Source organism: Albidovulum marisflavi (assembly GCF_025751435.1).
Lineage (GTDB): Bacteria > Pseudomonadota > Alphaproteobacteria > Rhodobacterales > Rhodobacteraceae > Albidovulum > Albidovulum marisflavi.
The window spans coordinates 134,068-147,720 of sequence record NZ_JAOWKY010000005.1; the positions used below are offsets into that span (position 1 = coordinate 134,068).

At 62.4% G+C, this 13,653-nt stretch carries 15 protein-coding genes and 1 tRNA gene; 10 read left to right on the forward strand and 6 right to left on the reverse strand.

Annotated features, from left to right (window positions below):
• The first annotated feature begins 14 nt into the window (after positions 1-14).
• Together OEW28_RS16500 and OEW28_RS16505 are read left to right on the forward strand one after the other, a co-directional pair.
• On the forward strand, positions 15-281 hold the full coding sequence (locus OEW28_RS16500) for a hypothetical protein (protein ID WP_263735900.1): 267 nt from the start codon (positions 15-17) through the stop codon (positions 279-281).
• Positions 278-2,746, forward strand: coding sequence for a hypothetical protein (locus tag OEW28_RS16505; RefSeq protein WP_263735901.1), 2,469 nt, complete (start codon positions 278-280; stop codon positions 2,744-2,746). Before OEW28_RS16500 ends, OEW28_RS16505 begins: the two co-directional genes overlap by 4 nt.
• Positions 2,747-3,430: 684 nt before the next feature.
• Here OEW28_RS16505 and OEW28_RS16510 read toward each other — a convergent pair.
• The 3 genes from OEW28_RS16510 to OEW28_RS16520 form a co-directional block, all read right to left on the reverse strand.
• Positions 3,431-4,276 carry a hypothetical protein gene (locus tag OEW28_RS16510; RefSeq protein ID WP_263735902.1) on the reverse strand — a complete coding sequence of 282 codons (846 nt, stop codon included), beginning with the start codon at positions 4,274-4,276 and terminating at the stop codon, positions 3,431-3,433.
• A gap of 51 nt (positions 4,277-4,327) precedes the next feature.
• Positions 4,328-4,834 carry a hypothetical protein gene (locus OEW28_RS16515; protein WP_263735903.1) on the reverse strand — a complete coding sequence of 169 codons (507 nt, stop codon included), beginning with the start codon at positions 4,832-4,834 and terminating at the stop codon, positions 4,328-4,330.
• A 746-nt stretch (positions 4,835-5,580) separates the two neighbouring features.
• Complete coding sequence (locus tag OEW28_RS16520) at positions 5,581-6,156, reverse strand: hypothetical protein (protein ID WP_263735904.1); 576 nt, start codon at positions 6,154-6,156, stop codon at positions 5,581-5,583.
• A 279-nt stretch (positions 6,157-6,435) separates the two neighbouring features.
• On the opposite strand from OEW28_RS16520, the gene OEW28_RS16525 reads away from it, so the two are divergent.
• Both OEW28_RS16525 and OEW28_RS16530 read left to right on the forward strand, forming a co-directional pair.
• The gene (locus tag OEW28_RS16525; RefSeq protein ID WP_263735905.1) at positions 6,436-7,245 is read left to right on the forward strand and encodes a DNA-processing protein DprA; all 810 of its coding nucleotides are present in this window, start codon (positions 6,436-6,438) and stop codon (positions 7,243-7,245) included.
• Entirely contained in the window at positions 7,242-7,889 is a 648-nt protein-coding gene (locus OEW28_RS16530; RefSeq protein WP_263735906.1) for a hypothetical protein, read from the forward strand. The genes OEW28_RS16525 and OEW28_RS16530 overlap by 4 nt, the downstream gene beginning before the upstream one ends.
• Before the next feature lie 283 nt (positions 7,890-8,172).
• Here the strand turns inward: OEW28_RS16530 and OEW28_RS16535 are convergent, their stop codons facing one another.
• From OEW28_RS16535 to OEW28_RS16545, 3 genes are all read right to left on the reverse strand, one after another.
• Entirely contained in the window at positions 8,173-8,493 is a 321-nt protein-coding gene (locus OEW28_RS16535; RefSeq protein WP_263735907.1) for a hypothetical protein, read from the reverse strand.
• A 56-nt stretch (positions 8,494-8,549) separates the two neighbouring features.
• Positions 8,550-8,930 carry a hypothetical protein gene (locus tag OEW28_RS16540; protein ID WP_263735908.1) on the reverse strand — a complete coding sequence of 127 codons (381 nt, stop codon included), beginning with the start codon at positions 8,928-8,930 and terminating at the stop codon, positions 8,550-8,552.
• Between the two features lie 146 nt (positions 8,931-9,076).
• Positions 9,077-9,151, reverse strand: a tRNA-Thr gene (locus OEW28_RS16545).
• A 90-nt stretch (positions 9,152-9,241) separates the two neighbouring features.
• Between OEW28_RS16545 and OEW28_RS16550 the strand changes: the two genes are divergently transcribed.
• From OEW28_RS16550 to OEW28_RS16575, 6 genes are all read left to right on the forward strand, one after another.
• Positions 9,242-9,409, forward strand: coding sequence for a hypothetical protein (locus OEW28_RS16550; RefSeq protein ID WP_263735909.1), 168 nt, complete (start codon positions 9,242-9,244; stop codon positions 9,407-9,409).
• Positions 9,410-9,413: 4 nt separating this feature from the next.
• On the forward strand, positions 9,414-10,682 hold the full coding sequence (gene murA / locus OEW28_RS16555; protein ID WP_263735910.1) for a UDP-N-acetylglucosamine 1-carboxyvinyltransferase: 1,269 nt from the start codon (positions 9,414-9,416) through the stop codon (positions 10,680-10,682).
• 3 nt (positions 10,683-10,685) lie between these two features.
• Complete coding sequence (locus OEW28_RS16560; protein WP_263735911.1) at positions 10,686-11,162, forward strand: DUF2948 family protein; 477 nt, start codon at positions 10,686-10,688, stop codon at positions 11,160-11,162.
• A gap of 104 nt (positions 11,163-11,266) precedes the next feature.
• Complete coding sequence (gene hisD / locus OEW28_RS16565) at positions 11,267-12,577, forward strand: histidinol dehydrogenase (RefSeq protein ID WP_263735912.1); 1,311 nt, start codon at positions 11,267-11,269, stop codon at positions 12,575-12,577.
• Positions 12,577-13,056 (forward strand): UPF0262 family protein, encoded by a 480-nt coding sequence (locus OEW28_RS16570; RefSeq protein ID WP_263735913.1) that lies wholly within the window; start codon positions 12,577-12,579, stop codon positions 13,054-13,056. Before hisD ends, OEW28_RS16570 begins: the two co-directional genes overlap by 1 nt.
• Positions 13,057-13,058: 2 nt before the next feature.
• Complete coding sequence (locus OEW28_RS16575; RefSeq protein WP_263735914.1) at positions 13,059-13,526, forward strand: arsenate-mycothiol transferase ArsC; 468 nt, start codon at positions 13,059-13,061, stop codon at positions 13,524-13,526.
• The last annotated feature ends 127 nt before the right edge of the window (positions 13,527-13,653 follow it).

The following is a 13,653-nucleotide window of genomic DNA, read 5'->3' on the forward strand; positions in this document are numbered from 1 at the left end:
ACAGGAGAACAAGCATGACGGCGAACGCAGAAACAGACAAACGCTATGGCACCGAGTTCGGATCAGCGGAACGGCGCGCGCTGAACGACGAACGCGCGACCGAACTGCGGGCCCAGATCGCACTCGATGGAGATTTCCCGGTGCCAGGCTGGACGCTTGGCGAAGGCGTACCGGACATGATGGCGAACGAGGCGCTGGCTTGGCTCGACGCTGTGCAGCGCGAGACGGACGAAATCTGTGCCAGAATGGACGCGCTGATTGCTGAGAGGTCTGGCCAATGAGTTTCTTCGACTGTCTTCAGGATGCGATCGACGAGGGCTCTGCTGACAAAGAGCGCGGGAAGCTGGCGCAGCGTCTCTGGCGCGACCTTGCCGACAAATACGAGCGCCAAGGGCATCCACGCCATGTGGCCGAAGGGCTTGCCGCGGAGGATGTGAAGGCCGCACTCAGGAAGGAGGCGGGCAACAAGCGCCACGTCTACACTGCGACAATGGCCGCGCGGCGCCGGGCCGAGGCGATAGTCGCGCAATCGGATCAGATCGGCACCATCGCAACCGACGCGCTCGAATTCGCCGCCAACTCTCCTAACCGCGCGGCATCGGTCATCGGGCAGCAAAGGGCCATCGTGCGTGCCTGGCATTCTCGGCTTGCTGGCCTCTTGAAGGACCACCACCGCGACCTGCTGGGCCGAACGCGCAATCCGGCGCAGCTTCGCAACGTGGTGCGGGAGCTTCACGGTGAGAGCACGGGCGACTTGGCCAGCATCGCGATTGCCAACAGCGTGCGCCAGGCCTTCGAGGATTTGCGGCTGATGTTCAACGAGGCGGGCGGGCTGATCGGTAAGTTGGAAAACTGGGGCTTGCCCCACACCCACAACCAGCGCGCCATTCGCAAAGCAGGATATGACGCCTGGACGGCAGCGGCGCGAGGCCGCATCGCTTGGGACAAGATGGAAGACCGCCTGACCGGCCGACCGCTGGCCGAGCCCGGAGCCATGCCCCCAATCGAGGTGCAGGACGCCATCCTGCGCGAGGTTTACGACAATCTGGCTTTCGGCAAGCAGGCGAGTGAGGCGGTCTATGGGCGCTCTGACGGGGAAAGCCTTGCCCTGCGCCGCAGCCACGAGCGCACGCTGCCCTTCCGGTCGGCTGATGACTGGATCGAGTACAACAAGCGCTTCGGGACCGGCGATCCGTTCGCCACCATCATTTCACACGTTCACAAGATGGCGCGCGACATCGCGATGATCCGCGAATTTGGGCCGAACCCGGCGCTGGGCATGGACTACCGCGCGCAGCTTGCCGTGGGCCGTGCGCGCGAGATGGGCGACGTGCAGTTGGCGCGGCGGATCGAGGGCAACGCGGCGCACGCGAAGCGCATGATGGTCATCTTGAACGGTAGCCTCGTGCCGGCCGGGCCGTGGCAAGAGGCTGTCGCGTCATTCATGTCGACCACCCGACACGTCCTCACCGCGGCCTTTCTCGATCGCGCCGTGATTTCGGCATTCTCGGATACCAACAGCATGCGGATGGCCGCGGCGTCGATCGGCATGAACCCCGGCAACGTACTGACGCGCCATGTGAAGCTGATGGCCGATGGCATGAGCCGTGAAGAAGCGCTCAGGGCTGGATGGATCGCGGACACGCTCGCAGACCCCGGACTGGCGCTCGCGAGGTTCCAGAGCGAGGTTCCCCCTGCCGAACTGGCTGAACGGCTCTCATCCGGCGTCCTGCGCATCCAGGGGCTATCTGGGTGGACCGACTACGCCCGCATTGCTTTCCAGATGGAGATGAGCGGGCACTTTGCCTCGCAGGCAGGCCGGAAGCTGGCGGACGTTGACGAGCCTTTGCGCGGACTTCTGCGGGACAAGGGCATCACAGAAAGTGAATGGGCAGCCTTCACCGATCCCGCCACGCTCTTCACTGCATCGAACGGCGCCACCTTCGCGAGTCCCATCTATTGGCGAGAAGCCACGGACATGTCCCGCGCCGAGGCTGACGACTTGTTCCTGCGGCTGCAATCGATTGTAGAGGAGCAGACCGAGTTTGCCGTGCCGACCAATTCGACTTGGGCGCGCGCCTTTGTCGAGGGCGGAATGCCGCCCGGTTCGATCGGCTATGAACTCGCCAAGTCTGGCCTGATGTTCAAGAGTTTCACCATGACCTTCACGGTGAACCAGTACCGCCGCATCATGTCGCTGCCGACCTGGCCGAGCCGGGCCAGCTACGCCGCCAACATGGCTGCCGGCGCCACCATCATGGGCGCCATCGCGTTGCAGATTACCGACCTCGTGAGCGGCCGTGACCCGAGCGACATGACCACGCCCGAGTTCTGGGCCACCGCTGCCCTCAAGGGCGGTGCCTTCGGTCTTCTGGGCGACGTGGCAGGCTCTGCGGAGCGTCCCTTTGGAGGGCTGCCGGCCTACGCGGCGGGGCCTGTCCTCTCGGCCGGTCAGGACGCCTGGGGGCTGATCTTCGGGAACGCCCTGAACCTCGCCACGGGCAAGGAGACGCACTTCGCCAAGGACGCTGTTCGCGCGCTCGATCGCTATGCGCCGGGCTTTGACTTGCCGGTATTGGGTGAAGCGCTCGACCGTATGTTCAGCGACCAGTTGCTGTTGCTACTGGACCCCGACGCCGCGGACGCTGTGGCGCGGGCCGCGAAGCGGAAGAAGCGGGATTTCTGGCTGCCGGGCGAGATTACCCCGTCGCGCCTTCCTGACTTCTTCAAGGCCGTAGGAGGCTGAGCAGGATCTGCCCATCCAATCCGGTATGCGATTGGCTCAATCCGGTATGTGTTTGAGCCAATCCAACATCGCTTTGGGTCAATCCAGTATCGTTTTGCGGGCGTCGGACGGGCGAGCGAGAGGCTGCCGCCCGTGAGAACATCCACCCCTTCCCGCTTTGCCGTCGTCCTTTCTTCGCGCAATTTTCTTGCTGCATTGGGTTTTCGCGCGATGAGGCGGAACCGGCGGGCGGTTTCGGGCTGACCAACTCGCGCGGGTGAAATCACCTATTGTGTAAGGCTTGGGTATATATCGAACGGCCCTCGGGTATATACCTGCACCCGCCAGCCCCCTTCCGGGCGTCTGGGATGGCGTATTACAGATCCGGCGCGGTGTAATGCCGCTGTGCGGCTCTGAGAGGCCGGATACGACCGCATCGCGGTTCCGGCGTTGTGTCTGCACGGAAGTGCCCGATGCCTGCACAGCCTGCCCCTACGCGCCTATCGCGCCATGTCACCCGGCCTTTTCGGAAGCTCTGCTCATTTTGCGCTTGTAAGGGCCGCTCACCCGGCGCAGCAGCCGATGCAAGCCGAGTGAACGGGTCGCGCGTCCTGCGCTGGCCTCGGTGGCGCCTGCTGCGTCGATAGGGCGGGGTCGAACTGCGCTGACAGCCCAAGCAAGAGCAGTGCAGCCGAGCCGCCAGGTCTACCCCTTGCGCACCTTGATCGCGTCGCATTCCTCGCCGGGACAACGGCCGATGGAATGGATCGACTGGTGGTACAGCCCCTTCTCGCCGTTCTTGCGCGTATTGCAGTCCTTATGCGCACGCTGAAGGTTCGGGATGTAATTGTAGGCCACGGTCATCTCGTCTTTCATGAACGCATGAAAGTGCCATCCCTGGTAGCAGATGACTGTGAGCGGCACGCCCGGCGGTTTATCCTGAAACGCCGCCCAGCTGTCCTTGTGGTCGATATCGGTTTCGTCGCCGGGATTAATGGGATTGCGGCAGATCCCGCAATGCGTCTGCAAGTTGATCGTGTCCTTGGTGGCTTTCCTGAACGACAGCCCCTCTCGTGTTCCCATATATACCGCCCTAGGGCCGTCGACCGTGTAGAGCGTGTCTGGCAGTTTGGGCTTCCGAGGTGTGCGATCCCGCCCTCTTGCCTCGATAACAGGGTCCATATCATCGGGGATCGGCGTCCCCATTTCGACCCGATACGCACGGATAAACCGGTCGCAGAGCCTTGATAGTTCTTCCCACTCTTTCATTTGCGAACGAAGGGCGCGCTCGAATCTTGTATCCTCGGGCGACTTGAGCGTCGGCAGAAGCATCTTGATCTGTTGCTGGTAGGCGTGCGCGTCGCCCCTAAGTGCTGGTCGATATGTCCTAGACCGCTCGGAATACTCTTGCGCCGTCTGGTGGAGTCTAGCGAAGTGCGCGACGTCGATCGGAGTCTCGTCGCGATCTCGCCTTTTGGGCGAGGCGTCGCGCAGACGAGTCACGAAGGTGCGGTATTCGTCCTCATCCATGTTCGTGTCGAATTGGGACATGGGCGTCTCTCCCTTGCTGTGCCGTGCTTCGTTCGCGTATCGGCTCAGAGCCTAGCCGAGCACCCCCCTCAGATCGTTCAGCGCCACCCGCAGGGCGGCGCGCACTGTCGTCGTCTGGAACGGATTGTCGTCGATCATCAACAGGATCGGATCGCTGTCGAGCAACGCGATGTAATCCCGCGTGATCGCGCCAGCCTCACGCTGCAGATCTGCGCGCTCCTTCGGATCGTCGGCGTTCAACGCCGCATCGAGCGTGTCAAGCAGGCTTTCGTCGATGTTTTCAAGCACGCTCTGCAGTTTCGTGGCCGTTTCGGCGACCTCGCGCGCGTCCTCCGCGTCCTTGAAATGGGCGACAATCTTGGCTTCCAGTGAGTCCACCTGCCGGATCACGTCCTTGCGACACTTGTCCCATGAAAGACGGAGCTTTTGCAGCTCGACGAAGGAGACCCTGCCGGCACCTTCCGGCCGCGCTGGTGCGACGCGCTCTTGGCCCGGTTTCGGCACCGGGACGCCGAGATAGGCGGAGACGAAGGCTGATTGCTTTGCGGTCAGAGGCATCGGTTCCCTCCGGGGCGCATAATTTTCATGAGTATACCAGATCTCTTGAAAGTTGAGCCTACCGGCTGTCGCGGATCCTTTCAACCGGCCTGGTCGCAGGCAATGAGCGGGCGCGGAAAGAGCTGCTCTTCATGCGCATCGGGGCCATGAAGCGGGAAGGGTTCGAATGGCATCTCCGCTCGCGTGTCCTGCGCTGGCCATGGTGGCGGCAATGTGGCGCGCGCCATGGAATCGCCCGGTTCGGATGCCTCAGGACTTCCGCGGAGCGCATTCAATTCAAGAATTGGGTGGAAACATGGCGGAGAACCGTCGAAATGCGGCAGCAAAACGGCGAAATATTGCTCCTTTTGGGGCGGTGTTTAGAAAGCAATGTCAAGGGCTTGATAGCCAATTCTCGGCGATCCAGTGTCCCCATCAGCGTCGTGAGTTGTTCCGTTTCCTATCGTACAGATCAAGGTCAGTCATGTCGTCGCCGACACCCGAACCCCCGCATCGTTTCAGGCGCGTTCCGTCCTCGAAAGGGGCGAAGCAGGTCTTTCTGACGCTTCTGTTGGCGCCGTTCCTGATTTGCCTGCTTGTCTGTGACATCCTGGGCGACAATGCCGTAGGCTGGTGCGTCCGGCTTCGCAGGTGGGTTGCTCGGCAGTTGGGACGCGATGATGCGCCGAAATAGTCGTAGCCAGCACGTGATATTGAAAGGCGAATTTGAAAGATGCTCCGGGACCGATCATCAGTCCCGGAGCCGGTTAGATGGGCGTCAGAGATTGTGCATCACCTGCGACATGGTCATGGCCACGCGCAGCGTGTCTTCCTCTTTGGGCAACTGTCCCAACATGAACCGGATAATCGGCGTCTTCGCTTGCAGAGACTCCAGCATCCGTAACGCCTTTGTGCCCATCAACGACTTCCACGATTTGCTGGCCGGGCCGCACGTACTCGTAGCCGCCCCGATCCCTCTGCCGGGCGTCCACGGAAACGTTGACCTCTGTCGCCGCCTTGCCCTCGCGCAGGAGTAGGTCAATCACCCGCAGCTTGGCGTTCTCGCTCCCCGTCTCAAGAATGTCCCGCGCGACCTCCAGCGCCCGAAGCCGCGCCACGGCGCGCAGATGGCCAACGTCTCGCGCCATGCTCTCCTGTTCCTCCCGGATCAGGTCCTGCACCACCGTCCGCTTGAGCGCCTTGGCGAAGCCGTTACGGCTCAGGCCGGCCTTCTCGGCCGCGTTGGCGATCGACAGGTTTTTACGCACCCTGAAGCCTACAGCGGCGCGGACACGGGGTGAGATGCGAGCGGGGCGGGGCGTGATGGCAGAGAGATTGGTCATGCACCAAGAATGCCTTATGATGTGTAGGCGAGCGGATGCACGAACGACTGCAGGAATACGTATGCCCAAGCGCCATGGTGGGCGCTAGGTATTGTCATTGACTGACCTTCGGAGCAATCTAGGCAAAAATCAGCTTCGACTGATGGCTGAGGGAGACGCAAATGACTGCTAACAGCGCGTTGACATGCCGTGAGTAGGTTGGCCCTGACTTGTGACGATGGGCCGGCGCGATCAACCATCTCACCACGGCGAGAACTTGGTGCCTATGAGGCGCTGTTCATGCAGCAAGGCGCTACTTTCAAGACATTAGCTGAGAAATTCGCCTCGGATGAAACAGCTTTACCGTCAGATTTTGTCTCACCGTTTGAGGCGGATCAGACCGCCACTGCGGTAATCGAGAGCCTGCATAAGTCGGGCGTTTACCACTTTGGAGTGCGCATCAACAAGGCAGGTGACTATCCAGCGAGACTGCGTGACGCCAAGTATCCCGTTGAGCTTCTCTACTACCAAGGCACCTGGGAACTCAGCGAAATGCGGAGTCTTGCCGTAGTCGGAAGCCGTAAGCCGTCCGAGGAAGGCATTAAGCGGGCCGCGCGCCTTGCGAGAGAACTTGTGGCGCGGAAGTTCGCTGTGGTTTCCGGCCTTGCTGCCGGTGTTGATAAAGCTGCCCACGAAGCTGCGCTCGAAGCAGGTGGCCGGACGATAGCTGTGATCGGCACGCCACTCGGTGAGAGTTACCCAAAGGAGAATGCAGAACTGCAAACGCGCATAGCGCAAGAACACTTGCTCGTGTCGCAAGTTCCAGTGCTTCGATATGCTGCACAACCATTTCAGCACAGGAGGTATTATTTCCCGGAGCGGAACGCGACCATGAGCGCACTGACAGAGGGGACAATCATCGTGGAGGCCGGAGAAACATCCGGAACGCTAACTCAAGCACGCGCCGCCCTTTATCAAGGTCGAAAGCTATTCATTTTGGATAGCTGCTTTAATAATCCCGCTATCACGTGGCCTGCACGATTTGAAAAAGAAGGCGCCATCCGGGTTCGTGAGCCGGCTGACATTTGGAAGGCATTGCCATTCGAATGAGTTTCACAAAGGTTGACGAATTAATAAGGGCCGATCACAGTGCTCTTATTGAAGAAGATAACTGCATCTTTCTCCGCGAGTACAAGGCGAGCGCCGGCTTCAAAGGGGAGACCAACAGTCTCATTTGGAACCTGAAGAAGAAACCAAGTGAACGCCTAACTAAAGCGGGTTGGCATCACAAGGGCCGTTGCATCAAGCAGGTTTCCAAGGAGTTCGCAGACGCTCTAAATCCGAAGTGGTTAGACCATGCGACCTTAGTACCCACTCCAGGTTCGAAGGCGATAGGGCACCCTGACTATGATGACCGCATGGAACAGATTTGTCGGGGGATACGGCCTAGCTTAGATGTCCGTTGTCTTGTCAAGCAGATCGCTTCAATGGAAGCCTCGCACACAGCCGAAGGCGGCAACCGCGCGTCGGTGGAAGAACTTCTAGCAAACTACCAGATTGATGAAGCGCTCTCACTCCCTTTGCCAACGGCAATTGGTATTTTTGATGATGTTCTGACCGTCGGAAGGCACTATCGCGCTATGCATACGGTTCTGTCTCAGAGGTTTCCGGGCGTCCCGATCACTGGGATATTCGTCGCGCGGACCATACATCCCAATCCATTTGAGAACATTGATTTTGCGGCTGATTTTTGAGATTAGATCGCCATCAACTCCCAAGATTGTTTGACGAATGGCCACCCATCTGCTTGAATCTCCTGTTGTCCGGTTGTGGTCCAACCAGCAATCTTAAGCAGGCAGCCAACGATGCGCCGATCTCGCTATGAAAAAAATTGAAAACCGCGCGTGTAGGGGTCGAGTAGAGATATCGGCGTGCGCGATTTCCCCCCCACCCCCCTGCCGAAGGCTCCCCCCGGTACAGAAAGACGCCCCCCTCATCGCGAAGGGGGCGCCCGTCAGGACTTGGCCTTGCCGCGGTTCAGCGCCGGGCGAATTTCGATGTATCGAACGGACAAGCGTTCCCGGTCGCCTTGGCATCGACCACCCGGCCCTGGCTGAGTGTCAGGGTGCGCGTGCAGATGAACGTATGCTGCCCGGCGTCTCCGTAGGTTCCTACGGTCTGGTAGGACTTCACCCAGTCGTATTGCTTCGCGCCAGCGACCGATCGCTCAGCGTCGGGGTAGCCCCATTGGGCGATTGCGTCCTCAAGCGTGGCGCCGTTCCAGGTCGCCAGTGCCGCCCCGTTGTCACCGGCCGTGCAGGCAGAGAGCAGGAGGCAGAGTGCTGCCAGTCGTTTCATGGTCTTTCCTTTCGGGGATGGAGAAAGGCCGGGCGCTGTGGCCCGGCCCGTGTCGCTCAGACGGTGACGGCGTCGGCGCCAAGGGCTTGCTGTGCCTCTGTCGCCAGAAGATCGGCATCCCATCCATCGAAGGCGCCGCCCAAGTCTGCCATGTGGACCTTGATGTAAAGGTCTCGCAACGATGCGGGCGGCAGGCCGAAGATCCGCCGCTCGATCGCGTCCAGTGCCACGCAGCGCTCATCGAGCAAGGCGTCGGGGCAGACTTCCGGCAGGGGTGACGCTCGTAGCGCCTTCCACTCGTTGAACAGCGCCTCAATGGTCGACACCTGCGCCGCTTCCGAGATTGCGGCAGTAGAGATGCCCGAGACCGCCACCAAGTCCGCCAGTGAAGCCGATGCGAGCATGTCGCGCCGCGTCGTGCTGAGTTCCTTCGTCATTTCGATACCCTTTCAATGCGCCAGACGGCGCGAATGCCGGTGCGCTTGCGCGCAATCCAGCGTGCCACGTTGGTGGATGAAAAGGTGGATTGAAAACCGATCATTCTCAGCAATTAGCTGATTTTCATCAGTTTTCTTTGGGGCGATGGTGCTGCGAGAGAGGATTGAACTCTCGACCTCTCCCTTACCAAGGGAGTGCTCTACCACTGAGCTACCGCAGCCCGATTTCGTGGGGCGCGTGTTAGACGCAAACCGCGCGGCGCGCAAGGGCAATCTGGACCCTTTTTGCCATCCGCTGTAGGAAGGGCGCCATGGACAGGAAACCCCCGAATACATCCGCCGAAAAAGGCGCTGAAACGCGCGAGGCGCGGCTCAAGGCGGCGCTGAAGTCGAACATCGCGCGGCGCAAGGCGCAGGCGCGCGCACGCGGCGCGAAAGCGGCGGACGCGGACGGCACGGGGCAGAAGAAAGAAAGCTAGGTCAGTGGACTCGATTCTTGTACGGGGCAACGGCCCCCTGAAGGGCAGCATACCGATCGCGGGCGCGAAGAACGCCTGTCTGGCGCTGATGCCCGCGACGCTTCTGTCAGACGAACCGCTGACGCTGACGAACGCGCCGCGGTTGTCGGACATCCGGACGATGACGACGCTGCTGCAGTCGCTGGGGGCAGAGGTCACCTCGATGCAGGATGGCAGGGTTCTGGCGATGTCGAGCCATGACCTGTCGAACCTGACCGCAGAGTATGACATCGTCCGCAAGATGCGCGCTTCGAACCTTGTGCTGGGGCCGCTGCTGGCGCGGGCGGGGCGTGCGGTCGTGTCGCTGCCCGGCGGCTGTGCGATCGGCGCGCGGCCGATGGATATCCACATATCCGGCCTTGAGGCGCTTGGCGCGACGATCGAACTGAAGGACGGCTACCTTCACGCCGAGGCGCCGGGCGGGCTCAAGGGCGCGGTGATCGAACAGCGCTTCGCCAGCGTCGGTGCCACGGAAAACATCGTGATGGCCGCCACCCTTGCCAAGGGCACGACGGTCCTGAAGAACGCCGCGCGCGAACCCGAGATCGTGGACCTGGTCAGGTGCCTGCGCTCGATGGGGGCGCAGATCGAGGGCGAAGGCACCGGCACCATCACTGTCGAAGGGGTGGACCGCCTGCACGGAGCGACCCACCCGGTCGTCGCCGACCGGATCGAGCTTGGCACCTACATGATCGCGCCCGCGATTGCCGGGGGCGAGGTCGAACTGATCGGCGGCCGCATCGACCTGCTGCCGGCCTTCTGCGAAAAGCTGGACGCCGCGGGGGTGTCGATCGCTCAGACCGACAAGGGCCTCAAGGTTTCGCGCAAGAACGGTCGGATCCGTGCGGTCGATGTGAAGACCGAGGTTTTCCCCGGTTTTCCAACCGATCTGCAGGCGCAGATGATGGCGCTGATGTGCACCGCCGAGGGGGTGAGCGTCCTGGAGGAGACGATCTTCGAAAACCGTTTCATGCATGCGCCGGAACTGATGCGCATGGGCGCGCAGATCGACGTGCATGGCGGCCACGCGACGGTGACCGGTGTCGAGCGCCTGAAGGGTGCGCCGGTGATGGCGACCGACCTTCGCGCCTCGGTCAGCCTCATCCTTGCAGGCCTCGCCGCAGAAGGCGAAACCGTCGTGAGCCGCGTCTACCATCTTGACCGGGGTTACGAACGCGTCGAGGAAAAGCTGTCTGCGTGCGGTGCGGACGTGGAGCGGATCAGGGGCGAATGAACCATGGTTGATGCGACCTTCGAGGACGGGGCGGAGCGGCCGCTGGCGCTGAGGGCGGAAACGGCCGAGGATCTTGGCGTGATTTCGGCGCTGGTGCAGGACGCGGTCCTGCCGATCACCGAAATCCGTTACGACCGGCGGCGGCGCGAACTGGCGCTGTTGCTGAACCGGTTCCGCTGGGAGGACCGCACGGCTGCCGAGGCAAGAAAGCGGGTCTACGAACGGGTGCAATCGGTTTTGATGATCGGCGATGTGCAGGGCGTCGCATCGCAGGGAATCGATCGGTCGGATCGCGACACGGTCCTTTCGGTTCTGTCGCTGGCGTGGGAGCCGCTCGAGGATGGCACGGGACGTCTGATGATCACCCTGGCAGGCGACGGGGCGATCTCGGTTGCGGCGGAATGCCTGGACGTCACCCTGAAGGACGTGTCGCGGCCCTACGCGGCGCCGTCGAGAAAAGCGCCTACGCATCCGGACTGACGGTCAGCCGGGCGGATCGGCAACGCCCGTGCGTCTTGGCGTCCGCGGGTGCTTGAGGCGGGACGCCGGCTTCGGTAAGTGGGCGAAAGACGAGGAGTTCGCCCATGCCCCATTTCCTGAACACCAGCGCGGACGGTTTCGAAGCGGCGTTCGCGGCGCTGCTGTCCATGAAGCGCGAGGACGCGCCCGACGTGGACGCGGCGGTGGCAAACATCATCGCGGACGTCAGGGCGCGCGGCGATCAGGCAGTGATCGAGCTGACGGCGAAATTCGACCGGCTGAATCTGACGACCGAGACGCTTGCCTTTTCCGAGGCCGAGATCGAGGCAGAGTGCGCCAAGGTCGGGGCCGAGGACCGGGTGGCGCTGGAAATGGCGGCTGAACGCATCCGTGCCTATCACGAACGTCAGATGCCCTCGGACGCGCGGTGGACCGATGCCTTTGGAGCTGAACTGGGCTGGCGATGGGGGCCGGTGTCGGCGGCGGGGCTTTATGTGCCCGGCGGGCTTGCCTCCTATCCGTCCTCGGTCCTGATGAATGCGATTCCCGCAAAGGTCGCGGGGGTCGAGCGGCTGGTGATCGCCTGTCCGACACCGGGCGGCGCAGTCAATCCCTTGGTCCTTCTGGCGGCGCGGCTTTCGGGCGTCGACACCGTCTACCGGATCGGCGGGGCGCAGGCGATCGCGGCGATGGCCTACGGCACCGCCACGATCCGGCCGGTCGACAAGATCACCGGGCCCGGAAACGCCTATGTCGCCGCGGCAAAGCGGCGCGTATTCGGTCGCGTCGGGATCGACATGATCGCGGGCCCGTCCGAGATCCTTGTGATCGCCGACCGCGACAATGACCCCGACTGGATCGCGCTGGACCTGCTCAGCCAGGCCGAGCATGACGAAAGCGCGCAGTCGATTTTGGTGACGGATGACGCCGATTTCGGGCAGGCAGTGGCCGCCGCCGTCGACAAGCGGTTGGAGACGTTGGAGCGGCGTGCGATCGCGGGCGCATCCTGGCGCGACTACGGCGCCGTGATCGTCGTCAGGGACCTGGCCGAGGCTGCGGACCTTTCCAATCGCGTCGCGCCAGAGCACCTCGAGCTGTGCGTGGCGGACCCCGAGGCGCTTTCGGCGCTGACGATCCATGCCGGCGCGATCTTCCTGGGACACTGGACACCCGAGGCGATCGGCGACTACGTGGGCGGGCCGAACCACGTTTTGCCGACCGCGCGTTCGGCGCGGTTTTCAAGCGGACTATCGGTGATGGACTTTCTCAAGCGCACGACCCTGGCCCGGATGACGCCGGCCGCGCTGGCAGCCATCGGCCCCGCCGCCGAGCGGCTGGCGGTGTCCGAGAGCCTCGAGGCGCACGGGCTGTCCGTGCGCGCCCGGCTCGATCGCCTGAACGAAGGAGGCGCGTAATGGCCCGCATCTGCCAGATCGACATCGACGACACAGGTCTGCCCGCGCCCACGCCCGAGGTGGAGCAAGAGCGCAAGGTCGCGGTATTCGACCTGCTTGAGGACAACAGCTTTTCTCTGCCGAACCGTGGCGACGGCCCCGCGCCCGCCGGCCCATTCCGGCTGGGCCTGGCGATCCGCGAAAAACGGCTGGTCTTCGATATCCAGTCCGAGGCCGGCGACAAGGTGGGCGAAATCCACCTGTCCCTGGGGCCCTTCCGCCAGGTGGTGAAGGACTACTTCCAGATCTGCGAAAGCTACTTCGAGGCGGTCAAGCGCCTGCCGCCCAGCCAGATCGAGGCGATCGACATGGCGCGTCGCGGCATCCACAACGAGGGCGCGCGCATCCTCATCGAGCGGCTCGAGGGCAAGGCGGAACTGGATATCGACACCGCCCGCCGCCTTTTCACCCTTATCTGCGTCCTGCATTTCGGAGGGTGACCTTGGGCAACGGGCTGCCGCATTCGGTGCTCTTCTGCTGCGACCACAACGCCGTCCGTTCGCCTATGGCGGAAGGGTTGATGAAGAAGCTCTACGGTCGCAAGACCTACGTCCAGTCCGCGGGCGTCAAGAACGACCTGGAGGTCGACGGCTTCGCGGTCACGGTCTGCAAGGAGATCGACGTAGAGCTTTCGCGCCACCGCGCCCGCAGCTTCGAGGAGATGCAGCAGTGGGGTGATGACCTGTCTGGGTTCGACCTTGTGATCGCGTTGTCTCCGGCAAGCCAACGCCAGGCGCTTGAGCTGACGCGCTATTTCCACCTTGAGGTCGAGTACTGGCCGATCATGGACCCGACCGGCATCGGCGAGACGCGCGAAACCAAGCTTGCCGCCTATCGTCAGACGCGCGACCAGATCAAGTCGAAGATGCTTCAGAGGTTCGGCCCTCCGACCGAGGAAAACGCCGCCTGACGCGCAAGACAGCGAGTCGAAGGGGGGTGGCAGCCTGATCCCGGCATTACTTGCTGACACCTTGGTGGCAGTGGGAACGCAAGGACGCCAAGCACGGCAGAAGGCGCAAGGTTGCAGTGTCTTGGGC